This is a genomic window from Nocardia sp. NPDC002869, assembly GCF_046764065.1.
Classification (GTDB): Bacteria; Actinomycetota; Actinomycetes; order Mycobacteriales; family Mycobacteriaceae; genus Nocardia; species Nocardia rhamnosiphila.
Genome location: NZ_JBKOOL010000089.1, coordinates 1 through 23,840 on the forward strand (window position 1 = coordinate 1; position 23,840 = coordinate 23,840).

22 protein-coding genes, 1 tRNA gene and 2 pseudogenes are annotated in these 23,840 nt (G+C 68.7%); 11 read left to right on the forward strand and 14 right to left on the reverse strand.

Translation table 11 applies throughout. The features are described 5' to 3' along the window. Nucleotides 1-831, forward strand: a pseudogene (locus ACLML9_RS17515) (hypothetical protein); the annotation flags it as partial. 387 nt (nt 832-1,218) lie between these two features. Here ACLML9_RS17515 and ACLML9_RS17520 read toward each other — a convergent pair. The 3 genes and pseudogenes from ACLML9_RS17520 to ACLML9_RS17530 form a co-directional block, all read right to left on the reverse strand. Then, nucleotides 1,219-2,496, reverse strand: a pseudogene (locus ACLML9_RS17520) (YibE/F family protein); the annotation flags it as partial. A 323-nt stretch (nt 2,497-2,819) separates the two neighbouring features. Beyond that, on the reverse strand, nt 2,820-4,073 hold the full coding sequence (locus tag ACLML9_RS17525; protein ID WP_411946537.1) for a pyridoxal phosphate-dependent aminotransferase: 1,254 nt from the start codon (nt 4,071-4,073) through the stop codon (nt 2,820-2,822). 176 nt (nt 4,074-4,249) lie between these two features. Further along, on the reverse strand, nt 4,250-5,626 hold the full coding sequence (locus ACLML9_RS17530; RefSeq protein ID WP_411946538.1) for a helix-turn-helix domain-containing protein: 1,377 nt from the start codon (nt 5,624-5,626) through the stop codon (nt 4,250-4,252). Nucleotides 5,627-5,862: 236 nt separating this feature from the next. On the opposite strand from ACLML9_RS17530, the gene ACLML9_RS17535 reads away from it, so the two are divergent. Continuing rightward, a complete protein-coding gene (locus tag ACLML9_RS17535; protein WP_411946539.1) occupies nt 5,863-6,306 on the forward strand; it encodes a hypothetical protein in 444 nt (147 codons plus the stop codon). Nucleotides 6,307-6,394: 88 nt separating this feature from the next. On the opposite strand, the gene ACLML9_RS17540 is transcribed toward ACLML9_RS17535, so the two are convergent. Next, nucleotides 6,395-6,898: a hypothetical protein gene (locus ACLML9_RS17540; protein WP_411946540.1), complete on the reverse strand. Its 504-nt coding sequence runs from the start codon at nt 6,896-6,898 to the stop codon at nt 6,395-6,397. 94 nt (nt 6,899-6,992) lie between these two features. Here ACLML9_RS17540 and ACLML9_RS17545 point away from each other — a divergent pair, with 94 nt between their 5' ends. Continuing rightward, a complete protein-coding gene (locus tag ACLML9_RS17545; RefSeq protein ID WP_411946541.1) occupies nt 6,993-7,562 on the forward strand; it encodes a TetR/AcrR family transcriptional regulator in 570 nt (189 codons plus the stop codon). A 163-nt stretch (nt 7,563-7,725) separates the two neighbouring features. Here the strand turns inward: ACLML9_RS17545 and dcd are convergent, their stop codons facing one another. After that, nucleotides 7,726-8,301, reverse strand: a complete 576-nt coding sequence (dcd, locus tag ACLML9_RS17550; RefSeq protein ID WP_030524835.1) for a dCTP deaminase — start codon at nt 8,299-8,301, stop codon at nt 7,726-7,728. Between the two features lie 145 nt (nt 8,302-8,446). Between dcd and ACLML9_RS17555 the strand changes: the two genes are divergently transcribed. Next, nucleotides 8,447-8,818 (forward strand): VOC family protein, encoded by a 372-nt coding sequence (locus tag ACLML9_RS17555; RefSeq protein WP_411946542.1) that lies wholly within the window; start codon nt 8,447-8,449, stop codon nt 8,816-8,818. Between the two features lie 91 nt (nt 8,819-8,909). Then, nucleotides 8,910-8,983, forward strand: a tRNA-Gly gene (locus tag ACLML9_RS17560). A gap of 372 nt (nt 8,984-9,355) precedes the next feature. Here ACLML9_RS17560 and ACLML9_RS17565 read toward each other — a convergent pair. Further along, the gene (locus ACLML9_RS17565; protein ID WP_411946543.1) at nt 9,356-9,838 is read right to left on the reverse strand and encodes a GbsR/MarR family transcriptional regulator; all 483 of its coding nucleotides are present in this window, start codon (nt 9,836-9,838) and stop codon (nt 9,356-9,358) included. 85 nt (nt 9,839-9,923) lie between these two features. Between ACLML9_RS17565 and ACLML9_RS17570 the strand changes: the two genes are divergently transcribed. Continuing rightward, nucleotides 9,924-10,739: a class I SAM-dependent methyltransferase gene (locus ACLML9_RS17570; protein ID WP_411946544.1), complete on the forward strand. Its 816-nt coding sequence runs from the start codon at nt 9,924-9,926 to the stop codon at nt 10,737-10,739. A gap of 169 nt (nt 10,740-10,908) precedes the next feature. On the opposite strand, the gene ACLML9_RS17575 is transcribed toward ACLML9_RS17570, so the two are convergent. The 5 genes from ACLML9_RS17575 to ACLML9_RS17595 all read right to left on the reverse strand — a co-directional run bounded on the left by ACLML9_RS17575 (nt 10,909) and on the right by ACLML9_RS17595 (nt 13,980). Further along, the gene (locus tag ACLML9_RS17575) at nt 10,909-11,712 is read right to left on the reverse strand and encodes an alpha/beta fold hydrolase (protein ID WP_411946545.1); all 804 of its coding nucleotides are present in this window, start codon (nt 11,710-11,712) and stop codon (nt 10,909-10,911) included. A gap of 212 nt (nt 11,713-11,924) precedes the next feature. Next, nucleotides 11,925-12,422, reverse strand: coding sequence for a flavin reductase family protein (locus ACLML9_RS17580; protein WP_063040833.1), 498 nt, complete (start codon nt 12,420-12,422; stop codon nt 11,925-11,927). A 10-nt stretch (nt 12,423-12,432) separates the two neighbouring features. After that, a complete protein-coding gene (locus ACLML9_RS17585; RefSeq protein ID WP_411946546.1) occupies nt 12,433-12,942 on the reverse strand; it encodes an NADPH-dependent FMN reductase in 510 nt (169 codons plus the stop codon). A 52-nt stretch (nt 12,943-12,994) separates the two neighbouring features. Next, a complete protein-coding gene (locus ACLML9_RS17590; RefSeq protein ID WP_411946547.1) occupies nt 12,995-13,573 on the reverse strand; it encodes a hypothetical protein in 579 nt (192 codons plus the stop codon). A 71-nt stretch (nt 13,574-13,644) separates the two neighbouring features. Beyond that, nucleotides 13,645-13,980 carry a hypothetical protein gene (locus ACLML9_RS17595; RefSeq protein WP_030524843.1) on the reverse strand — a complete coding sequence of 112 codons (336 nt, stop codon included), beginning with the start codon at nt 13,978-13,980 and terminating at the stop codon, nt 13,645-13,647. A gap of 278 nt (nt 13,981-14,258) precedes the next feature. Here ACLML9_RS17595 and ACLML9_RS17600 point away from each other — a divergent pair, with 278 nt between their 5' ends. Next, nucleotides 14,259-15,059, forward strand: a complete 801-nt coding sequence (locus ACLML9_RS17600) for an alpha/beta fold hydrolase (protein ID WP_411946548.1) — start codon at nt 14,259-14,261, stop codon at nt 15,057-15,059. Nucleotides 15,060-15,079: 20 nt separating this feature from the next. Here the strand turns inward: ACLML9_RS17600 and ACLML9_RS17605 are convergent, their stop codons facing one another. Continuing rightward, on the reverse strand, nt 15,080-15,844 hold the full coding sequence (locus ACLML9_RS17605) for a crotonase/enoyl-CoA hydratase family protein (RefSeq protein ID WP_411946549.1): 765 nt from the start codon (nt 15,842-15,844) through the stop codon (nt 15,080-15,082). Further along, entirely contained in the window at nt 15,844-17,364 is a 1,521-nt protein-coding gene (locus tag ACLML9_RS17610; RefSeq protein ID WP_411946550.1) for a thiolase C-terminal domain-containing protein, read from the reverse strand. The genes ACLML9_RS17605 and ACLML9_RS17610 overlap by 1 nt, the downstream gene beginning before the upstream one ends. 328 nt (nt 17,365-17,692) lie before the next feature. On the opposite strand from ACLML9_RS17610, the gene ACLML9_RS17615 reads away from it, so the two are divergent. The 3 genes from ACLML9_RS17615 to ACLML9_RS17625 all read left to right on the forward strand — a co-directional run bounded on the left by ACLML9_RS17615 (nt 17,693) and on the right by ACLML9_RS17625 (nt 20,833). Next, a complete protein-coding gene (locus tag ACLML9_RS17615; protein WP_411946554.1) occupies nt 17,693-18,772 on the forward strand; it encodes a DUF4185 domain-containing protein in 1,080 nt (359 codons plus the stop codon). 95 nt (nt 18,773-18,867) lie between these two features. Beyond that, nucleotides 18,868-20,127, forward strand: coding sequence for an erythromycin esterase family protein (locus ACLML9_RS17620; RefSeq protein ID WP_411946551.1), 1,260 nt, complete (start codon nt 18,868-18,870; stop codon nt 20,125-20,127). A 40-nt stretch (nt 20,128-20,167) separates the two neighbouring features. Next, nucleotides 20,168-20,833 carry a class I SAM-dependent methyltransferase gene (locus tag ACLML9_RS17625; RefSeq protein ID WP_411946552.1) on the forward strand — a complete coding sequence of 222 codons (666 nt, stop codon included), beginning with the start codon at nt 20,168-20,170 and terminating at the stop codon, nt 20,831-20,833. 179 nt (nt 20,834-21,012) lie between these two features. Here the strand turns inward: ACLML9_RS17625 and ACLML9_RS17630 are convergent, their stop codons facing one another. Next, nucleotides 21,013-21,612, reverse strand: coding sequence for an alpha/beta family hydrolase (locus ACLML9_RS17630; RefSeq protein ID WP_411946553.1), 600 nt, complete (start codon nt 21,610-21,612; stop codon nt 21,013-21,015). A 319-nt stretch (nt 21,613-21,931) separates the two neighbouring features. On the opposite strand from ACLML9_RS17630, the gene ACLML9_RS17635 reads away from it, so the two are divergent. Further along, a complete protein-coding gene (locus tag ACLML9_RS17635; protein WP_411946555.1) occupies nt 21,932-23,767 on the forward strand; it encodes an acyl-CoA dehydrogenase in 1,836 nt (611 codons plus the stop codon). The last annotated feature ends 73 nt before the right edge of the window (nt 23,768-23,840 follow it).

The following is a 23,840-nucleotide window of genomic DNA, read 5'->3' on the forward strand; positions in this document are numbered from 1 at the left end:
GCCGCTGTCCCGCAGCGCCCGGCCGGTTCGGTGCCGCCGCTTGTGGCCGCCGCGGCGCAGGCCACCGATACTCCGGCATCACCGCCCGCACCACAGGTCGGCATTTTCGGGGCCGAACTCGAAAGCCCCCCGGCGGCACCGGACAACGCGGCCACGAAAGCGACCGTTGTCGCTCCGGCCGTTTCGCGACCGAAGATGCCCATGCCACAACCCGGAATTTTCGGCCCGCCCGCCGGTAGCGCGGAGGACCTGCCGGCCGACTCCGTGGCACGCACCGGTCCCGCCACGGAGCGCCCCGGCCCCGAGAAGTACTCGAGCAACACCGCCGCGGTGCCGCAGACCGTGGCGGCGCGTCCGGTCCTGTCCACAGCTCCGCAACTGACGCCCGAGGAGGATCCACCCACCGTCGCGCTGCGGATTCCGCAGAAGCTACTGCCCCGGCGGTCGTTCCGCGAACCCCCGCAGCGCCGGCGCCGTGAGCTCGGCGCCGCCGCGGTGGCCGTGAGCGCACTGGTGGTGGTGGCCGCGATCGGTATCGGCCTCGGCTACGGCCAGCACATATTCCGCCAGGAATCGACCACCGTCGAAGGCACGACCCCACCGCCGGCGAGTTCGGCGACCTCACCCACGGCTCGGCCCGGATTGGCGGGAGCATCGCTGACCACCGCGCCGGAGCACGAATCGCTGGCCGAGCCGCCTCCGGTGGCCGTGCCTCGGGAGACCGAGACGCCCACGACCACCACCGGTCCGAATACCTTCCAGGTGCCGGGCCTGCCGCCGATCGTGCTCCCCACCATTCCACCGCTGTTTCCGCCACCGCCGAGCCGCTGACCGGACCGAACCGAACCGGCGTATCTTCCGGGCCGCGCCGGCGGCTCAGACAGGACCGGGACGGCCCGGACGCCGTCGGCGGATTTCGCGTTGCTCACCGCTGTTCGGCCACTGGTTGTCCGGACGCGGCGGTCCGGCCGGCCGGTCCCCCGGCTCCGGCCGGCCGGGATACCGCTGCGCGGACCGGGGCGGTCCGTACTGCCCGCCCCGAGTGACCGGTGTCTCACCGGTTCGCGGGCCGGGACGCTGATCACCGGGGCTGCGCGGTACCCGTGGCTGTTCCCCGGTCGTCGGCCACGGCTGATAACCACGGCCGGAGCGGTTGCGCGGCGCGCCGCCTTCGGAACCACCCGGGCGAGCGACCTTACGGTGCGTACCGGTATCCGAGTGCCGGGCCACCGCGGTCCGCCGGCCCGGGGTGGCCGGATCGCCGGTGGGCTTGTTGCCGAAGGGCCGGGCCAGCATGACCGCGATACCGGTGGTCAGGGGCACCGACAGCGTCAGGCAGATACCGCCCACCGCCGACCGCGCGATCTCGATGGCCACCGCGTCACCCACCAGCACATCCCGGATCGGCCGGCCCGCCACACTGAACAGCAGCAGCAGCGGCAGCGCCCCACCGGCATAGGCCAGCACCAGGGTGTACACGGTGCTGGCGATATGGTCGCGGCCCACTCGCATGGCCGCGGCGAACACTTCGCGCCGGGTCGCCTTCTTGTCCAGTTCCGCGAGTTCGAATGCCGCGGACGCCTGGGTGATGGTCACATCGTTGAGCACGCCGAGCGAACCGATGATGAATCCGGCCAGCAGCAGGCCGGTGATGCTGACGTGCTCGATATAGGTTGCGACATTGGTGTTCTGCTCTTCGGACAGACCGGTCAGCGTCGTCGCCTCGATGGTCAGCCAGGACAACACCGCCGCCACCACCATGGAGGTGAGGGTGCCGAGCAGCGCGGAGCTGGTGCGCAGGTTCACCCCGTGCGCCAGATACAGGACCGCGTACAGGATCAGCGAGCCGGCGACCAGCGCCACCGGTATCGCGGGCTTCCCGTCGAGCAGCGCGGGGAGCAGGAAGAACACCAGCACCGCGAACGCGAAAACCAGTCCGAGCAGCGCCCGGACCCCGCGCCAGCGGGCGACCACCACGATCACCGCGACGAAGGCCAGCACGATCAGGCTCAGCGGCATACCCCGCGCGTAATCGTCGAACGAGTACAGCGGTGTCCCGTCCGGCCCGGTCTGCCGCACGATCCGCAGGTCGTCACCGGCGGCCAGATCGGGTTGCCCGGGGCCCGGCGCGATTTCGAGAAGCGTGTGTTTACCCTCGTGCGGACCGGATTCGATGGCGATCAGACTCCGCTGGCAGTCGTAGACCTGCATGGTGGGCGGTTGGGGTTCACCGTCGAAGACGCGGCCGATGGACGGACTTCCGCAGGAGCCGATATCCTGCCGGATCACCTTTCCGGCTTCGGTGACCACCGCGGTTCCGTCGGCGTTCTGCATGGGCAGCGGGATCTCGACCTGCTGGCGGTCGGGCCAGAGGGCGATCGTGGCGACGACGACAACGATTCCGATGGCGACCAGCAAACCGACCACGACGCGGGCGGCGGTCGCGCCGATGGCGATGGGCCGGGAGTGGTCGTGATGGTGATGGTGGTCGCTCACCCCGGTCAGCCTAGAGGATTCGCAGAGGGCCCATGTGACCGGCAGATGCGGCTTACGCTGCGATTTCGCGATATTTCCGAGAACCTCGGGAAGGGGCGGCGGAGAGCAGGGGGATGTCTCCGCCGCCCGCGGGCAGGCGGCCCAGGGGGGTAGGCGGCCTAACCCGAGGACCAGGTTGCCCAGGGGGGGTAGACAACCTGGCCGGGCACTTTGAGGTGCCGAGGACCACTGTACACACAGGATCCTCTTTTGTGCCAGTAGGTTCGGAAAATCGGGTTTAATCCGGATGGAGAGTCGGTTTTAACCCGGAGTTACCCGCCCGACTACTGTCGATAGCTCGTGAGGAAATTGCCGAAACGCTCTATGGCAACGGCCAGATCGCGAGCCCAGGGCAGGGTTACGATCCGCAGATGATCATGGTGCGGCCAGTTGAAACCGGTGCCCTGCACCATCAGGATCTTCTCCTGTAGCAACAGGTCCTGGACCAGCTTTTCGTCGTCGTGGATCTCGTGTACCTCGGGGTCCAGCCTAGGGAACGCATACAGCGCGCCTTTGGGTTTCACGCACGACACGCCGGGAATCGCATTCAACCGCTCCCATGCCACATCCCGCTGTTCCAGCAACCGCCCGCCCGGCAGGATCAGATCCTCGATGCTCTGATATCCCCCGAGCGCTACCTGAATGGCGTGCTGGGCGGGCACATTCGGGCACAGCCGCGACGACGCGAGCAGATCCACGCCCTCCAGGAACCCGGCGGCGTGCTCCTTCGGCCCTGTGATGGCCAGCCAGCCGGACCGGTAACCGGCCACCCGGTACGCCTTGGACAGGCCGTTGAAGGTGAGGCACAGCAGATCGGGCGCCAGCGTCGCGAGCGAGATGTGCTTGGCGTCGTCGTAGAGGATCTTGTCGTAGATCTCGTCCGCCAGCAGCAGCAGCCGGTGCTTGCGCGCCAGGTCGACAAGTTGCTGGAGTACCTCCGCCGAGTACACCGCACCGGTCGGATTGTTGGGGTTGATCACCAGCAGCGCCTTGGTGCGTTCGGTGATCTTCGATTCGATATCGGCGATATCGGGCTGCCAGCCACTGGCCTCGTCGCACAGGTAGTGCACCGGGGTGCCGCCGGCCAGGCTGGTCATCGCCGTCCAGAGCGGATAGTCGGGTGCCGGGATCAGCACCTCGTCCCCGTTGTCCAGCAGCGCCTGCATGGTGATGGTGATGAGTTCGGAGACCCCGTTACCGAGGTAGACATCGTCGACATCGAGTTCCGGGAAACCGGGGACCAGCTCGTAGCGGGTCACGATCGCCCGGCGAGCGGGCAATATGCCCTTGGACTCGGAGTAGCCCTGCGCGGTCGGCAGCGCGGCGATCATATCCCGCATGATCACATCGGGGGCTTCGAAGCCGAACGGCGCGGGGTTGCCGATATTGAGCTTCATGATCCGGTGGCCCTCGGATTCCAGCCGTGCCGCGTGTGCGTGTACCGGTCCACGGATCTCGTAGACGACATTCTGCAGCTTCTTGGACTGCTCCAGAATCCGGGGCGCGGGGTGCGAATGGCCAGTACTCACCCGATCCATGGTGCCACCAGGGGCAAGCGGATATCCGGCCCGCCCCGGCCCGGTGCCGGTCCGTTACCGCCGCCCGGACCACGCACGCCGGGCCCCCGGCCTGCACAGGGCCGGGAAACCGGTCGATATCGCGCCGCTCCCGAGCCCGTTCGATCACCTTCCGCGCGCCCGCACGGGAGAGCCGGTTACCCGCTGCCCGGAGGCAGGCTGCGGGACGCGGTCGCCCCGCAGAATTCCTCGATCCGCTCGTCGAGAGCCCGCGCCTCGGCGACCCCGCGGAAAGCCGGCGCGCAGATCCGCCGCCGCAGGCCCGTGAGGCGTTCCTCCAACTGGGCGATCCGTTTGTCCTCGTCGAGCGCCAGGACCGGCAGCAGTGCCGCCGTGGCGCCGTCGAGGCTGCCGTTGATCAGATGGGCGGCGGCCGAATCGACGCGGGCCAGGGATTCGGCGCCGTAGGAACGCTGCCGGGCCGGGCCGGTCCGGTAGAGCTCGATCGTGCGTTCGGTGGCCGCCAGCGCGGGTTCGGCCAGGCCGAGATGGATATAGGTCGCGCCCGCGTAATAACCGGCCTTGGCGTCGGAGAAACCGAACACTCCGCCCACCTCGTCGTGCAGGCTGTCGGTCCCGGCTCCGGAACTCGCGGCGGCGGCGGCGCGGATACACCGTTCGGTATCGGCGGCGCTCCCGATCTTCGACCAGATCCGCGCCTCGATATTGTGCAGGCGCACCGCGGCGGTGGCCGAATCCGCGTACTCCTGACCGTGCTGTGCCAGCTGTAGCGCCCGGTGCGGCCGTTCGGACCAGTATTCGATCAGCGCGTGCATCCCGCGGGCCCAGGCCCGTAACCCGTTGTGGCCGCACAGTTCCGCGTACGCCCAGGCGGCCCGGATCTGCTCCCCGGCGGCATCGAGATAGCCGAGATCGGTACTCGCGTTGGCGAGCAGCCCCGACAGCGAGCCCGCCAGTAGATATAGGTGACCGGTATCCGAGGGCCGCTGATGGCCCTCCAGCAGCCGGTACACCCGGCGCCGCACCCGCAGCATCTCGACCATCATCGGCATCGGCGGGGTGTGCACGTAGTCGTTGGCGATCCGCGTGACATCGGCGTCGAGCTGGTCCAGCGTGCTCGGACCGGTATTCGTACTCGCCGCCCGGCCCGCGTGTTCGCTCGCCTCGTGCGCTGCCGCCATGATCAGATCCTTCTCCGAAATCGCCGCCAGCCCTTCCCCGCGGGCCGCACCGGTATCGATGAGGGCCAGGAGTTCGGCGTCATTGGAATATCCGCTGGGCGCGGCGTACCGGCCGGCGGCCGGCAGCGGCCCGGGAACAGGTTCGGGAACGGTCAATGCCGCGAACCGGGTCCGTTCGACATCGTCGGATCGGGCGAGACAGGTATCCAGGGCAGCCTGATTGACCGGACGTGGATGCACCCGGTCGCCCCCGGCCTCCCATTTGGACACCAGTCGTTCGTGCACACCCAGATGTGCCGCGAACTCCCGGATACTCATCCGCTTGGCCTCGCGAAGCGCCCGGGCCTCCTTTCCAGACCACTGGCCGACCACGTTGTCACCCTTCCCGAACGATTTCCCTCTCCAGGGTACGAGCCGAATATGACTGCAACCACATGGAATTTCGCCATCACCGGCAATGGCAGCGCAAGGGCAGTGGAACGGGAGCGTGTAGGCGCTTCCGACGCGCCGGTACGGACGCGATCCTGGAAAGACAGGTCGGCGAGACCGGCACAGGCCGTGGCTCGGCACGCCAGGGAGGCTCGGCAGCAGGAGGCAAGGGGTTCACCGTGAACGTGGAAAAGCTCAGAACGGTCGACGACTGGGCCGCGTACTATCGCCACGAATTCGGGTTACCGGTCACCGAACGCGGCGGTTTCGTCATGCTGCCGATCACCAGCCGGGCCTGCGTCGTCCACCTACCGACCGAACGCGCGAAAGCCGCACGCGACCTACTGGATTCACGGGAGATCCGAGTTCCCATGCTCGCCCGCCAGATTCGCTGGAGCTTCCTGGCCTACCCGGATCGCCGCCCGGATCCCGAAGTGGTCGAGATGCTGCAGCGCATCGATATCGATATCCCGGGGGTGGGGAGCGCGGTCATGCTGCCCACCGGGCTGGGCCGCTGGAACCGCGAGGGATGCCACTGGGTCGTACCGCCGGAACGCGACGGCCTGCTGCCCCCGCTGTCCACGGTGATCAACGCCGCGTTGCTGGCAGGTGGCGCGGAATGACCGGGGATGGGGCTACGCCCGGCGGCCGGGTCCGCCGGACGTAGCCCGCCCGGACGCCACGGCGCGTCCGTTCGATATGGCCGCGTCCCTACCGGACGGACAGAATTCGTGACGCCTCGGTCAGCAGTAAGGGGGCGAAACGTCGATGCCGCGGGGAGACGGCGGCCCAGACCCGCTCGCCCATCCGGCGTTCGTAGTGGACGAAGGTGGCCACCGAAGCGGTACCGCCGGTGAGCTCGACCACCAGACGCCCGCTGATCAGCCACGATCGAGCTCCCAAGGTGATCCAGGTGGCGCCGCGTTCGACGATCGGCCAGCCGGCAACCTGTCCGGCCGCCGATCGACGCCGCAGCCGCAGGCCCAGCACGACCCGCCAGACGAACTGTCCCCGTGCACCGGCCACTTCGCCGAGTGCGGTGCGCGCCCACTCTTCCGGCGTCGCGGCCACGCCGGGCGACGTGTCGATCGTGAACTGGTCGGCGTAGTCGTAGACCGCCATACCACTGCGCGCCCGGATCGATGCGCCGATCTCGTACTGCCGCCGGGCGACCGGCTCGGCGCTGTCCGGGCGAGGTTCGGAACTCTCGGTCATCTTCGACACCCACTTCCTGTTATACGCTGGCGTATATAAGACGCTAGCGCGAATATACGGCGGCGTATAGATCTCGGTTCGTGAGAGGAGACACATGGGCGCGGTACGGACGACGAGCACCGGCTGGATCGACGAAGGGCTCCGTGCCCTGGCCCGCGGCGGTCCCGACGCCGTCCGCGTCGAAGCGCTCGCGAAATCGCTCGGCGTGACCAAGGGCGGTTTCTACGGGTACTTCGCCGACCGCAACGCACTGCTCGAGGCGATGCTGGACACCTGGGAGCGGCGCAGCATCGACGACGTCCTGGACAGTGTCACGCGCGAAGGCGGCGACGCGCGGACCAAGATCCAGCGGGCCGGGGCACTCACCCTCTCCCCCGAACTGCTGCCCATCGACCTCGCCGTACGCGACTGGGCCCGGCGCGACGACGAGGTCGCGGCCCGCCTGCGGCGGGTGGACAACCAGCGCATGGAGTTACTGCGCGAAATGATCGGCACCTACTTCATCGATCCCGTAGAAGTGGAGGCCCGCAGCCTGCTCGCCTTCTGCGCGCGGATCGGGATGCACTTCCTGGCCGCCGACCCGCTCGACGGCACCGACCGCGCGGCGGTGCAGGCCCGGACCATCGATCTCGTACTCGGCCCGCGGCCCACCGAGGACTCGTAGCGGCATCCGCCGGCCGCGCAAGCCGGTCGGCCACGTCTCGGGCTTCCCACGGGCAATCCTGCCCGGCGGATCTCGGGCACCGACCCGGACGACACGGCGGTGTCACCGACAGCCGGGGCTCGATCACGGCTACGCCGAGTTCACGAACGGGTTCGGAGCGCGGTCACCGGCTCGGCGCCGGGAAATTCAGGTACGCCCGCGACGGCGTCGGTCCGCGCTGCCCCTGGTACTTCGATCCGGCGCCCGCGCTGCCGTACGGGTTCTCGGCCGGACTGGTCAACCGGAACAGGCACAGCTGCCCGATCTTCATACCCGGCCACAGGGTGATCGGCAGATTCGCCACATTCGACAGTTCCAGGGTGATGTGCCCACTGAAACCGGGGTCGATGAACCCGGCGGTCGAATGCGTGAGCAGCCCGAGCCGCCCCAGACTCGATTTACCCTCCAACCGCCCGGCCAGATCGTCGGGCAGGGTGCACACCTCCAGGGTGGACCCGAGCACGAACTCACCCGGATGCAGTACGAACGGCTCGCCCTCGGCAGGCTCCACCAGGCTCGTCAGCTCGTCCTGGCGCTGGGCCGGGTCGATATGGGTGTAGCGAGTGTTGTTGAAAACCCGGAACATCCGGTCCAGCCGCACATCGATACTGGACGGCTGAACCAGGTTGTCCTCGAACGGTTCGAGCCCGAGCCGTCCGGCGGCGAACTCCGCCCGGATGTCACGATCGGAAAGCAGCACGCCACGAGCGTAGCGACCGCCCCGCGGGGCACAGCCCCCGGTCCGCGCACGGTCCGTTTCCTGTCACCGCCCCCGGGCATACTCCCCCCGATGGGCGAGCCCACCCGCGCCCACGCACGGCCACAGCCGATCAGGAGGTACGCCCATGTCCGAGACCAGCGCCCACACCCATCACGGCATCGACTACATCGAACTCGCCGTCACCGACCTCGACGCCGCCAAAACCTTCTACCGGTCGGCATTCGGCTGGGAGTTCAACGACTACGGGCCCGCCTACGCCGGTATCCGCCGCTTCGACGGCTCCGAGGGTGAAGCGGGCGGACTGGCCACCACCGACGAGGTCCGCACCGGCGGCCCCCTGGTCCTGCTGTATTCCGAAGACCTCGACACCACCCTCCGGAGCGTCGGAGCGGCCGGCGGCACGGTCACCGAAGGCCCCTTCGACTTCCCCGGCGGCCGCCGCTTCCACTTCACCGACCCGAGCGGCAACCAGCTCGGCGTCTGGTCCGAACGCTGACCCCGGGGCGCGGAGGGCCGGAGGGCGAACCGAAAGATTTAGAGCTCCGGCCCGCCCTCTGCTAAGCTGCCCTTCGCGCCTGCGGGCGCATGCCGGTGTAGTTCAATGGCAGAATCTCTGCTTCCCAAGCAGATGGCGCGGGTTCGATTCCCGTCACCGGCTCCACCACCACTTCGATGGATCGCCTTCTTCCGGGTTTCCTTTTGCGCCACCGGCCCCGAGCCGCCGCGTGCCACGTCGCGAAGATGGCGGATGCATGGACCCGGCAATGGCGGCGAACCACCGGCGCGTCATCGAAAGTCGTTCTTACTGGATATTTCCACGAGTTCGGCACCCGGCCGCGGCCCGCCCCGGGGATATCGCGCCCGGAGAGCTCGACAGGTCAGGATGCTCGTAGCACAGCGGCGACCAGCGCGACCGGCTGGGCACGCAGGCCCTGCGCAGGACCGGGTTCCCGAGGCGCTGCGGGGCACCGGCGAGTCTCCGGGGCCCGCCGCATGATCTGTTCGACGGCCCCGGTCGGCCGAGGCCACGACGTCAGCCGGACGCGGGTCCGTCGGCCTGGAGTCGCCGCCACTTGGCCATCGACTGTTCGATCTCCGCACGCAGGAACTCGAAGAACCGGCGGGTCTCGTCCAGTCGCTGCCCGGCAGGGGAGGTGGGACCCAGGAGTGCGGCGCCCTCGGCGGCGCCGCTCTGCACCTGGCCCAGGACCGGGTCGGACCGGCTGATGTAGTGACTCCAGGTGTGCTCGTGGATCCGGCAGAAGTCACGCCGGCTGCCGGGTTCGCGGCCGCGTTCGACGAGCCGCACCTGCACCAGGTATTTGACCGCCCCCGAGATGGCCGGCGCACCGACGCCCAGCCGCTCGGCGAGTTCGGCGGCCGACAGCTTGCCGGAGTCGGTGACCAGTAGTGCCGCGAACACGCGTGCGGCCATCCGCGGCATACCGGATTCGACCATGATCTGCGCGAACCGTTCCTGGAAGCCGGCGATAGCGATCTCGTCCGCGCGCGTCACTGAAGCAGTCTCCTCGTCGTAGCTTCCGCAGCCATCTCGTCATATATTTCACGAAATTCTTGAAGTATCAGTAGTGTAGGCGACTGTGAAAGACAGCGGACTCGTCGGAGTGCAGAAAACCGCCCGCCCCGTCCTCGCGGCCAAAGCACTGGACAACCGGCTGCCGGACCCGATCCTCGGTGACAAGCACGCCGAGCAGGTGATGCGCCGCCTCGACCCCGGCTACGACACCCGCAGATTCGGCACCAGCCAACTGGGCCTCGTCGCCGTGGTGCGCGCCAAGATCCACGACGACTGGGCCCGGAGTTTCCTCGCCGAGCACCCCGACGCGGTGGTGCTGCACCTGGGCTGCGGCCTCGACGCCCGGGTGTACCGGATCGACCCGCCGGCCACGGTCGACTGGTACGACCTGGACTACCCCGCCATGATCGAAGTGCGGAAAGAGTTCTTGCCGCCGCGCGACCACTACGCCCTGATCGAAGCCGATGTCACCGACCCGGCCTGGCTGGACCGCATCCCCCGCGGCCGGCCGGTGCTGGTGATAGCCGAGGGACTGGTGCCCTACCTGACCGAGACCGACGCCCGGCGCCTCCTGACGAGCGTCGTCGATGCTTTCCCCACCGGGCAGATCCAGATCGACACGGTGGCGGTCTGGGCGTGGCGCACCTCGCGGTGGGACCCCACGCTGCGCAAGTACGACACACAGTTCCAGTGCGGCTTCGACGATCCGGCCGCACCGGCCGAGTGGCACCCGAGACTCGAATACATCGATGAGGCGCCGATGAACGACTCGCCGGTGCTGATGGCCAAGGCACCCGCGAACGCACGCCGCGTATTCCGCCTCTTGAATCTGCTTCCGGGCATGAAACGGTCCACCCGCATCGTGCGGTTCCGGTTCTGAACCGCGCACCCTCGGAGCGGTGCCCCCAGTACCCAAGGCATCGGCGCACGGGAGCCGACCCCGCGCAATGCGTTCGGATTCGCCACCACGCGGGAACGATGTGATCCGTGAAAGGCGCCCGTCGGCCGAACGGCGCCCGGGCCCATGACCTGGTGCCGGTCCTGCCGCTCTAGTACAGGAACTCCCGTAGAGTTCTCGCCACGGTTTCGGGGCTCGTCGACGGCGCGAAATGGGTCTGCCCGGGAAACGTCGCGAGCCGCGCGTGCGGCATTCCGGTCGCCAGCCGCTCGACCGTCTCGGGCATCGGCTGCCAGGTATCGGCGCCGCGCATCAGCAGCGTCGGGGTGGTCACGCTCGACCAGCGTTCGAGATAGGTCGTATCGGCGATCATCGACTCGAGGTCACGACTCCAGCCGTAGGAGTCGTCGGGTTCGCTCTCGTCCGGTTCGAAATCCCCCGCGGCCTCCAGCAGCGCCGCCGGAACCCGGGACACCTTCTCCGCCAGCAGCCGGACCGCCCGGCCCCGTTCGCCCTTCGCGGTGAGTTCTTCGAACCGGGTCAGCACCGGCGCCAGCTCCGCGCCCGCCGCGTACAGCGGCGGCTCCCACAGCGCCAGCGAACGGATCGGGAGTCCGGCCGCCGCGGCGTGCAGGGCGACCGTGGCGCCGTAGGACATACCCACCAGATGCGCGGGCCGGCCGATCATATCGATGATGACCCCGAGATCACTCACCTCGTCGGCGTAGTGCTTGGGGGCGTGGCCGGGCCCGCTCGGCGCGTAGCCGCGGCGGGCCGGCAGCCACAACTCGAACCGGTCCGCCAGATTCTCGGCGACCGGCTGCCACGAGTGCAGCCCCCCGCCGGACCCGTGGATCATGATCACCGGTGAGCCGGACCCCACCCGCCGGTAATAGATGCGGGTGCCGTCGAAGGAATCGAAGGACGCCGGCGGCTCGCTGGTGAACTGTGCCATCCCGCTACTCTCGCAAAGCCGGACGCACTCCTCCAGCGAATTGACGCCGGTTTCGCCTACTTCTCCCCGGATACCCGGCACGCCGTCGTTCGGCGGCTCGCAAATGTGCGGTAGCACTCCACCGCGCCCCCGACGGCGCCGGCAGGTGATCGACGCCCACGCCGAACGAATCCGACCGGGGCATCCTGGGCGATACCTTGCGGCCGTGCCGGTCAGCTGGCGTGCAGCAGGCGGAAGCGCGAACCGTGGAATACGAGGGGTTCGCGGTCGGGGTGGATGGCCAGCCGGTTGATCCGCAGGATCACCACGGTGTGGTCACCGGCCGGGACATGTGCTTCGGGCGACCCCTCGATCCATACCGACGCGCCCTGGATGAACACCGCTTCGCCGGTGCCCTCGTGCAGCTCCAGATCGCGGAACCGGTCACCGGTCCGGGAGCTGAGCGAGCGTGCGGCCTCCTGCTGGTCGGTGCCGAGCAGGCTCAGGCCGAGATAGCCGGCATCGACCAGCTTGGGCCAGGTCGACGAGCTGTTCTGGATACAGAACGACACCAGCGGAGGATCCAGGGAGACCGGAACGAAAGTGCTCACCGCCAAACCGACCGGTTTCCCGTCGACCTCGGCGCAGACCGCGACGACCCCGCTCGGGAAGTTGGCGAAGGCACGCCGCAGACCGGTGCCGTCGGCGGGGGTTTCGAAGACATCGTTCATGATCAGCCCTTCACTTCGAATGGGTTGCCGTGGCCGACAGCGCCTGCGCCACCGGACGCCACCGCTCGGCGTAGGCGTCCAGTACGCCGTCCTCGGCGAAGGTCCGGTCGGAGAGATACAACCCGGGCAGGGCGGTGGTCGCGCCCAGTTCCACCAGTACCGGTTTGAGCAGCAGATCGGGGGCGAGCGCGTGCGCGGGGCCGGCGCCCAGCATCAGGGGCACGGCCAGCACTCCGGCCAGGCCGGTACCGCCGTCGAACTGCTCCAGGAAAAGCTTCAGCAGACCGGTGTAGGTGGCCTTGAACGTGGGGCTGGCGAAGACGGCCAGCTCGGCGGCGGCGACGGTGCGGGCGGCCTTCGCGACCGCGAGGTCACCCCAGCTCAGCAGGCCCGGCCCGAACTCCACCAGATCGATGACCGCCGGCTCGGAATCCGGCCGCAGCGCCGTGGCGAGGCCGACGGCCGCGGAGAGAGTTCGGGATGCCGGTTTCGGGTTACCGACCACAACTGCCACGGACACGCCGGAGCCTCCTGTCTCCGGCGCGGGCCGGAATCGACTGGTGCTGTGCTTCTCAGTGCACCATTCTCGGCCCCGCGGCGGGAGGGTTCGGCTCGGCGCGATCGGAACCGGTGGTCCGGGTGAGCACGTAGAGCCCCTGCAGGGACCGGGGCGAGCCCCGGTGCACGGGCCGGTCCGCGGCAGCCGGGAAGTATCCGGCCAGGCGGCCGCGACCGGCGGCGACCAGGGTGAGATCGGTGGACGCGGCGATCGCGCCCAGCGATTCCGGGGTCACCGATTCCACCAGGAAGGCGCCGCCGCGCTCCACGAAGGAGGTGATCCGGCCCGAGGTCTCGAAGGAACTGTCGACCGTGACGCCGACATACCCGTCGAAGGCGATACGGCCGGTCGGCCGCGGCGCGCGGGCGGTACGGCGCCCGCTCCCGGCCGGTCCCGGCGGCTGCGGAGCCACCGCGACGGCCCGGACACCCGGCCGGGTCCGACTGCGCAACGCGTTCTGGTCACGATCGCTGTAGAGGGCGACGTCGAATCCCGCGTCGAGCAACCCCAGCGCGGCGGTGACGCCCGCCGGGTCGGCCCCTATCACCGCGGCCGTACGGGCCGCGGCGAAGGGCGGATTCTGTGCTGTCATGCAGGCATGCTGCTGGGAGGCGATTCCCGATAGCAGTATTGCGCTCAGCGAGAATCATTTCCGCACGACTGCTACTGCGCCTTACCGAGGCATTCGGTGACGATCTTGTTGGTCGCCGCCCGGGCTTTGTCGGCGTCCTCCGGGCTCATGCCCAGAGTTTCCGGGTCCGCCATCCGGGTATCGAATTCGTCGCTGACCATGGTCCGCAGGCCGTCCTGCGAAATGCCTTCGCCGATGTACAGTTTCGCGGCGCAGTCGGCGAACGCGGGATCCTGGAGTCCCTTTTCCTGCAGGGATTTGGACAGGTCCGCTTCGGTCAGCGCCGGCGCGGAGTCGGTATCGCTACCGCAGGCCGCCGCGAACAGCGGCAGAATGACGAACGTCGCGGCAATCAGGGTCTTCCGCACCGGGTTCCTCTCTCAGATGTATCGCACGGACGCCGCGTCGGCCGGGGAACAGCACCCACGGCCACCCGCCGACGTCCACGCATGTGTGTAGTCGCACTCACATACGGCGTGCAACCCGGGGCCGGAATTCGAATGTGATTCACAGCCGCCGACCCTCTCAGGGGCTGGAACGGGCCACGTCTTCCTCGCGCCCGCGAGCCCGGGCGGAGCCAACTGAGGGCCGGCGCCTGCTGTTAGTCTGGGGGCCGGAATCGCGTCCCGATCGGAGAGCGGCGAACATGACGATCCTCGAGCACCATCGCGAAGGCCGCGGTGAACCGCTGGTGCTGGTCCACGGTGTCGGCAGCAGGTGGCAGGTCTGGGAACCGGTCATCGGCGCCCTGGCCGCCCACTACGAGGTGATCGCGGTGGACCTCCCCGGCTTCGGCGGTTCCGCCCCGCTCCCGCGCACCACCGTCGACACACTCACCGACGCCCTCGCCGACTTCCTGGCCGAACAGGGCATCGAGCGGCCCCATCTGGCAGGTAACTCGATGGGCGGCGGCATCTCGCTGAACCTGGGCGCCCGCGGCCTGGCCCGCTCGGTCACCGCCTTCTCCCCGATCTTCTTCTGGGACACCGCCGGCCGGATCTGGTGCCAGCAGTCGCTGGGCCGGTCGAAGAAAATCGGCCGCATCCTCGGCCCCGCCATGCCCAAGGTGCTCGGCACCCCCGCCGGCCGGACCGCCTTCCTGAGCCTGGTCTTCGGCAAACCGTGGGCCGTCAGCGCCCAGGTCGCTCTCGATACCGCGCGCGGCGCGATCGACTCCCTGGGCTTCTCCCCGGCCCTGGCCTCGTTCACCGACGCCCGGCTGCCCGACCCCGCCGCGCTCGCCGAGGTACCGGTGACGATCGCCTGGGGTAACCGCGACATCCTGCTCACCTACGCCACGCAGAGCAGGCGGGCCCGCGAAGTACTGCCCGGAGCCCGGCACATCACGCTCGCGGGCAGCGGCCACACACCCTTCTACGACGACCCCGAAGGCTGCGCCCGGGTACTCCTGGACTGGCTGCCCACCCTGCGCGACGACACCGCATAGCCGGGGTCCGAAGCCGAACCTCAGCGTCCCTGCCAGACCGGATCGCGTTTCTCCGCGAAGGCCAGCGCGCCTTCGGCCGCGTCCTTGGAAACCAGGGCGGGCAGGGCGATTTCACCCTGTTTGGCGAAACCTTCCGCCGCGGTCCAGTCCGGGGTCTCGTCGATGATCCGCTTACTGGCGGCCACGGCCAGCGGGGCGGCGGCCGCGATCTCACCGGCCAGTTCCAGCGCGACCTCCAGCGCCTCGCCCGGTTCGGTCACCCGGTTGACCAGGCCCAGCTGGTAGAGACGTTCGGCGCTGATCCGCCCACCGGTGAGCGCCAGTTCGGCGGCGATACTGCGCGGCAACCGCTGGGTCAGCCGCATCACGCCGCCGGCCGCCGCGACCAGACCGCGTTTCACCTCGGGCAGACCGAATTTCGCGTCCCGTGCGGCGACGATCAGGTCACCGGAGAGGGCCAGTTCGAAACCGCCGGCCAGCGCGAAACCCTCCACCGCGGCGATCATCGGTTTCGCCGGCGGTTTGGAGGCGATGCCGAGCGGGCCGCGTCGCTCGGTCACCGGCACCTCACCGCGCGTCATGGCGATGAGATCCATTCCGGCGCTGAAGGTCCCCTCGGCGCCGGTGAGCACGAGGACCCGGGCCGAGTCGTCGGCCTCGAACTCGTCGATCGCCGCCTCGATCGCCTTCGCGGTGGCCAGATCGATGGCGTTACGCGCCGCGGGCCGGTTCACCGTGAGCACGGTTATCGCATCGCACCGGTCCAGGAGCACGGTCTCGGTCATCAGGCGGTCCTCTCGCTACGCAGAATGAAACGGTCGGCGGCGGTGATCTCGATGGCGGCGCCCAAACGGTCGCCCGCGGTGACCGCCGCGATGGTCTCGCTGTCCGTCGCCCGGACAAGTATGCGGGCACCGGCGGGGTTCAGCGCACTCACCACAGCGGCTTCGGGTTCGTCGCCCGCGCCGCCCTTGCGGTACGGAACCGTGTAGGCCTCGATCACCGCCGGACCGGTGTAGCCGGGTGCGGTCTCCCGCCGGGCGACCGGCACCTCGGCCTCCACCGGGCGGAACAGTTCGGCGGGTGGTTTCGCCGAGTAGACGCCCACCCCGTGCTTGGTGATGTACCAGCCGAGCGCGGTGGTCAGGCCGTAGTCGCCGGGGTTGCGCCGCAGGATCTCGGCCATGGTGGCGATGCCGTGGGTGCTGTAGTTGTTGCCCGGGCCGCCGCCGAAGGTCAGGCCGCCGGTCACGGTCAGGGGTCGCGCCGGATCGTCGATGCACAGACCCAGCGCCGCCGCGCCCACCTGTACGGCCACCGGGAAGCACGAATACAGGTCGATATGGGCGATATCGTCGATGCCGATTCCCGCCCCGCCCAGGGCCGCCCGGCCGGCCGCGGCGATGGCCGGGGACGCCGCCATATCCGTACGTTCGGAGAGGAACCAGGTATCGGTGGCGGTGGCACCGCCGTGCGGGAAGACCCACCGATCCCGCGGCACCCCGGCCGCGTCCGCCGCCGCGGCGCTGCACAGGATCAGCGCCGCGCCCTGATCGACCGTCAGGTTCGCCATGAGCAGCTTCGGATACGGGGTGGAGACCATCCGGTTGTCGGGGCCGGTGGTGACCAGTTCGCTCACGTCGCGTTCCGGGGGCAGCCACGCGTAGGGGTTGCGCGCCGCCACGGCGGAGAACCGCGACCAGAGCCCGCCGATCCGGGCCAGATGACTTTGTTCGTCGAGGCCGAGCCGATTGCGCATGGCGGATTCCATCAGCGCGTACACATAGATCGGGCCCCACAATCCGGCCGCGAGCTCCATCTCGGTGTTGGGGGCGTCGTCGGAGCCGATGATCTGATCGGGCCGGGCGTTCTCGTCCTGCTCCGGCCAGCCCGGGTCGGTCCCGGACCGCTTCGCCACGTTCCACGACGCGACCGATTCGGCCCCGCAGAGCAACGCGATATCCGACCGGCCCTCGGCGATCTCGCGGGCCAGCAGGTTGAGCAGCCGCTGCGGGGCGTCTCCGCCGTAGGGGGCCGACTGCAGGGTCCGCTTCGGCGAGGCACCCAGGTCGGCGGCGACGAGTGCGCCCAGGTCGGCGTACTGGCGGCTCACCGGGGCCACCGAGGCGATCACATCCGCCGAACGCAGCAGCGCGTCCCCGGTTCCGCTGTCCGCGCCGGCCCGGCGCAGTGATTCGACCGCCAGCTCGACAGGTCCGGGCAGGCCCGGTTCACCGGATCGGTGCACTACCTGTCCGACGCCGACGAGCACCGGTGTGCGCGGATCCATTCCGGCTGGCAGCATGCGTACTCCGCTTCCTCGCTGAAGTCTCCCGCTGAAATCGGCGGTTAACTTCCGATTAGACCATGGAGTGATCTATGTCGCCCGGGGACCGCGGGTGCCGGACCGTACCGCCGAAGACCGGACAACCCCGCTACCGGGGCCGGAAATGACACCTGCGCTGAACCGCCGACAATGCGTCTGATCAGGCCCTATGCACTGATAACATGTGCGGGTTCTGCCAGCCAGTCGAAATGTTCCGTGTATCCATCGAGGCGCCGCCCATATGCCGGCGGTGTCTTTGACATGACCCGGAGGTCCGACGGACTTGAAGAGAACCCGCTCGATACTTATTTCTGTGCTGGCGGGCGCATCGGCTGCACTGATCGCAGTCACCGCACCGGCCACGGCAAATCCCAACGCCATCAATCCGATTCCCGTACTCAACGGCACCAACGGCCTCCCGCAGCTACACGGAGCCACTCGGGCCGTTTTCCAGGTGACCGGTATGGCGAGCCCGAACGGGACCCACAACTACAACATGCTCGGCACCGACCTGGGCATCATGTGGGACAACGGACAGGGAGAAATGCTCACCGCTTTCGGCGATACCGCCGGGGTCGGTTTCCCCAATCTTCTCGCGGGCAGTATGTGGGCTTGGCGTAGCAATGTTCTCGTGCGCAGTCACACCCAGGATCCACGGCAGGGCATCTACTTCGACAGCGTCGTCAAGGATATATTCGGCCAGGCCAGGGACCTGATCCCCAGCCCGAAGATCCCGCTTCTCGAGATCAGCCGCATTCCGACCGCCGGTATCTCGATCGGCGGCGTACAGTACATGAGCCTGATGTCGGTGAAAACATGGGACACCCCCGGAGAATGGACCACCAATTACTCCGGACTGGCCGCTTCGGCGGACAACGGTGAAACCTGGGCCGATCTCGCCTTCACCCGCCGGCCCAACGAGGGCGCGAACCGCAATTTCCAGATGAACGCCTTCGTGAAGGACGGCGGCTTCGTTTACGTCTACGGCACCCCGCCGGGACGCGACAATGCCGCCTATATCTCCCGGGTCCGGGAGCCGAATATCCAGGATCTGGCCGCCTACGAATACTGGGACGGCCGCACCTGGAAACGCGATATCAATGCGGCACAGCCCATCATGCACGGCGTGGGGGAACTATCGGTGATGTGGAACGACTACCTCGGACAATTCGTCTCTCTCACCACCGACCCCTTCAACTCGGTGGTGATGCGAACCGCGTCGTCACCGGCCGGACCGTGGAGTGAGCCGCGTGTATTGATCGATACACGTGAATTGCCGACGGCATACGCGCCGTCGATTTTCCCCTATCAAACCGAAGATGATCTCTATTTTCTCACCACTGTGCACAATCAGTACAACGTGGTCCTGATGCGCACACAGCTGTGAGACTCCCGGTTCGATTCGAGCACACCACTTGACCTGAACAATACTTCAGGTATGAGGCTGGTTCGCGACACTCCATCGAGACCTCAGGAGCCCGCGTGACCACCACCTCGAACCCGACCGGCGCCACCGAAGCGGTGCACGAGTGGCTGCGCGGCGCGGCGCAGCCCATACGCGGCACCGACGCCGCCGACACCGGATCGGACCTGCGGAAATTGACCGACCGCTTGGCCGCGGCCACGGTGGTCGGCCTCGGCGAATCCACCCGGTTCTCCCGGCAGACCTACGGTGTGCGGGATCGAATCTTCCGGGTGCTGGTCACCGAACACGGTTTCCGGACACTGGCCGTCCAGGACAATGCGCGGTCCGGTGCGCGCCTCGACGCGTACGTCCGCACCGGTGCGGGAGATCCCCACCGGGCGCTGGCGGGCGCGTGGCGGCCGCTGCGCACGCGCGAGACCGTGGCGACCCTCGAATGGATCCGCGCCTACAACCTCGAACACCCCGACGACCCCGTCGGCGTACTCGGCGTGCGGCCATCGGCGGCCGAACCGGCCGACTACGACGAAGTACTCGCCCGGGTGCGCCGCCGGGCGCCCGACCGGGTGGCCGAACTCGAATCACATCTGACGCCGATTCGTACCGCGCACCGGATCGACGAGCACGTACAACGCCATCAGGGCATCCATCCCGGGCGCCCGTTCGCCGAAGACGCCCGCGCCGCATTCGACCTGGTGGCATCGCTACCCCGCCCGGCCGGTACCGACGCGGCGGCCGAATTCACCACCGCCCTGGAACTCCTGCGCTCGATCGTGGGTTTCCACGAGCGCAGTGTGGCCGGCCGGGGCGGCTTCGGCGGTGGCGACCCGGATCCGGCGCGGACCCTGATCGATCATCACGTACACACCGGCGCCCGGATCGTGTACTGGGACGGCACCGCGCACACCGCGGCGACCGCGCCGAGTGCCGGTGCCGCGGCCGCGCAGCCGATGCGCACCGAGGGCGCCGGGCTGCGCGCGTATTTCGGTGCGGCCTACCGGTCGGTGGCGATCGGTTTCCATCACGGTGACCTCGGCGTGGCGCAGGCGCCGGATCCGCTACCCGACCTGCTCGACGCCACCCTCGGCGCCGTGGACCTGCCCGCCTGGTTCGTCGACCTCGGCGACGACGCGCCCGCGGCGGTCCGGTCCTGGGCCGCCGCCTCCGCCCGGTTGCGGGTGATCAGCGGCGTGTATGATCCGGCCCACGACGAGGAAGCCCGCTTCCGGGTGGCATCACTGCGCGACGCCTTCGACGCCCTGATCCATATCCGCGAAACCACCCCGGTGCGCTGGCTGCCCGAGAGCGGTACGGCCTGACCGCTCGGTGATCCCCGGCCGCCTCCATACACTTGGCGGTATGAAGGCGGCCGAATGGGATGCGCGCTATGTACAGAGCGACCTGGTGTGGGGCGCACCACCGAACAACACGGTGGTGGAGTTCGTCCACGGTCTGGACCGGCGCGTCCCCCGCCTGCCCGGGCCCGACTGGGAGATACCGGACCTGCCCCGCGCACTCGACCTGGCCTGCGGCGAGGGCCGGAACGCATTGTGGCTGGCCACGCACGGCTGGCGGGTGCACGGCGTCGACTTCTCCCAGGTCGGTATCGACAAGGGCCGCACCGTGGCGACCCGGCTCACCCGGTCGATCCGGGAGCGGATCACCTGGGAGTGCGCCGACCTCGCCGATCCGGCCCTCGACCTGGGCGGTCCGTGGGAGTTGATCCTGCTGGTGTTCCTGCACCTCCCGGCACCCGAACGCCGGCGACTGCTCCGACAGGCCGCTACCGCGCTCGCACCCGGGGGAATGCTGCTGGTGCTCGGCCACCACAGCGAGAACCCGGCCCGGGGATACGGCGGCCCCCAGGACCCGGCGATCCTGTTCACACCGGAGGACGTGGTGGCGGACCTGGGTACCGATTCCGGGCTCGAAATCGACACGGCCCGGGAGGTTCTGCGCCCGACCGAGAGCGGGGACGCGATCGACGCCCTGGTCGTGGCGCGGAAACCCATGCCCGAGCAGTAGCCGTGGTACGACGCCGCGGCGGCTGCGGCACTTCCCATCGCATGGTGCGGGACGAGCATCTGTGCGCTCGCCCGGCGCCCACGGACAGCCGGATCGGGCCATTGACCTCCTGCGGCGACACGGATAGCGGCGGCACGCGCATCGAGCCGGTTACCCGGCGTCCGCGACCGGCCGCGGCGTCAGGAACTCCAATGCCGGAACCACGGCACGAGGGTTTCGGCGATGGTGTCGAAACCCTTCCGGAAGGAATGCGGCTGGCCCGGGATCACCCGCACCTCGGCGGCATCGGCGGCATCCGGAATACCGAACGGGTCGCTCCCGCCATTGATCACCACCACCTCGGCGGCGCCGGCGGCCAGCAGTTCGTCGCGCCGGGATTTCTCCGGCTTTCCGGGCGGGTGCAGCGGAAACGATAGGGCGACCACCCCGCGCGCGCCGACCTCGACCGCGGTCCGGCACGCCACCCGGGCTCCATTGCTGCGCCCACCCTGTACCAGCGGCAGATCCGGCCCGAGCTGCGCGCGCAGCGCGGCGATCAGTTCCACCCAGGCCCGGTCCTGGGGCTCGGGTTTGCCGGGTGCGCGGCGCCCGGCCACCCGGTACGGCTGAAGCACCCGGGCTACCACCCCACCGGCGGCCAGCGCGGTATCGCGCACTGTCGTGATGTCCGCGGAGTCCACACCGCCGCCCGCGCCATGGGTGAAGACCAGCAGAAACGCGGGGACCTCCGGGTGATCTATCTCCGCCTCCGCGGGCCCTGAATCCGTTTCGATCCGCACGCCCAACTCTAACGGGCGAAGCCCGCCGCGAACCGCGCACCGCTCGCGGGTGGAGGCACAGCGACCAGGCCGTTATGTTCGCGGGCCGGGCGCGCGGCCGACCGATATCGGAACGAAACCGCTGGTGGGGACCTTGTGGCTGTTCCGCGCATCACAATGCGGCGCGACTCCGTTGCCGACTGCCTTACTCGTCGGTAATATAATGAATAAGTTACCCGCGAGTAGCCTGTCGTTACACGGCAGCTACCCGACGGCAACCGACGGGCGGGAACGGTATGAATACCGACCGCACCCGACTCAACGGAGAGTGAGTATCACAATGGGTCATTACAAGAGCAACGTCCGCGACCTGGAGTTCAACCTCTTCGAGGTACTCGGCCTCGGCAGCATTCTGGACTCCGGCGCCTACGGCGATCTCGACGCCGACACCGTCAAGGAGATGCTGAACGAGGTGCGCCGGCTGGCCGAGGGACCGCTGGGCGAATCCTTTGCCGACGCCGACCGCAATCCCCCGGTCTTCGACCCCGAAACTCATACCGTCTCCCTCCCCGAATCGTTCAAGAAGAGCTACCGCACCCTGCAGGAAGGCGGCTGGGACTCCTACGCCGTCGATCCCGAGCTCGGCGGTATCGACTTCCCCCGCGCCGCCTACTGGGCCATCGCCGAACTGGTGCTGGGCGCCCAGCCCGCGGCCTTCATGTACGCCGCCGGCCCCGGCTTCGCCAACATCTTCTACAACAACGCCACCGAAGAGCAGAAGAAGTGGGCCAAGATCGCCGTCGAGCAGGGCTGGGGCGCCACCATGGTGCTCACCGAGCCCGACGCCGGCTCCGATGTCGGCGCCGGCCGCACCAAGGCGGTACAGCAGGAGGACGGCTCCTGGCATATCGAAGGCGTGAAGCGCTTCATCACCTCGGCCGACTCCGATGACCTCTTCCCGAACATCATGCACCTGGTGCTGGCCCGCCCCGAAGGCGCCGGCCCGGGCACCAAGGGCCTGTCGCTGTTCTTCGTACCGAAGTTCCACTTCGACCACGAGACCGGCGAACTGGGCGAGCGCAACGGTGTCTTCGTCACCAATGTCGAGCACAAGATGGGCCTGAAGGTCTCGGCCACCTGTGAGGTCACCTTCGGCGGCCACGGTGTGCCGGCCAAGGGCTGGCTCGTCGGCGAGGTCCACCAGGGCATCGCGCAGATGTTCGAGGTCATCGAGCACGCGCGAATGATGGTCGGCACCAAGGCGATCGCGACACTGTCCACCGGTTACCTCAACGCACTGGACTACGCCAAACAGCGCGTCCAGGGCGCCGACCTCACCCAGATGACCGACAAGACCGCGCCGCGCGTCAGCATCACCCGCCACCCGGATGTGCGTCGCAGCCTGGCCACCCAGAAGGCCTACGCCGAAGGCCTGCGCGCGGTGTACCTCTACACCGCCGCCCACCAGGACGCCGATGTCGCGGCCGCCGTCTCCGGCGCGGACGCCGACACCGCCGCCCGCGTCAACGATCTGCTGCTGCCGATCGTCAAGGGCGTCGGCTCCGAACGGGCCTACCAGTACCTCACCGAATCGCTGCAGACCCTGGGCGGTTCCGGGTTCCTGCAGGACTACCCGATCGAGCAGTACATCCGCGACGCGAAGATCGACTCGCTGTACGAGGGCACCACCGCCATCCAGGCCCAGGACTTCTTCTTCCGCAAGATCGCCCGCGATCGCGGTGTGGCCCTGGCGCACGTCGCCGGCCAGATCCAGAAGTTCATCGACACCGAAGCCGGCAACGGCCGCCTCAAGGGTGAGCGGAAACTGCTCGCGACCGCGCTCGAGGATGTGCAGGCCATGGCCGCCACTCTCACCGGGCACCTGATGGGTGCCCAGGAGCAGGCCGACGAGCTGTACAAGGTGGGCCTCGGTTCGGTCCGCTTCCTGCTCTCGGTCGGCGACCTGCTCATCGGCTGGCAGCTGCTGCGCCACGCCGAGGTCGCGGGCGCGGCCCTCGACGCGGGCGCCGAAGGCGCGGACAACAACTTCTACCAGGGCAAGGTCGCCGTGGCACAGTTCTTCGCCCGCAACATCCTGCCGGAACTGACGGCCACCCGCGCCGTCCTGGCCAACCTCGACAACGACATCATGGAGCTCGACGAAGCAGCCTTCTGAGTTTTTGGCGGCGCCTTCGGCGCCGCGGGGTTGAGGCCCCCTTGTGTCTCGCCGTTTCGGCCTCGAGACTCGA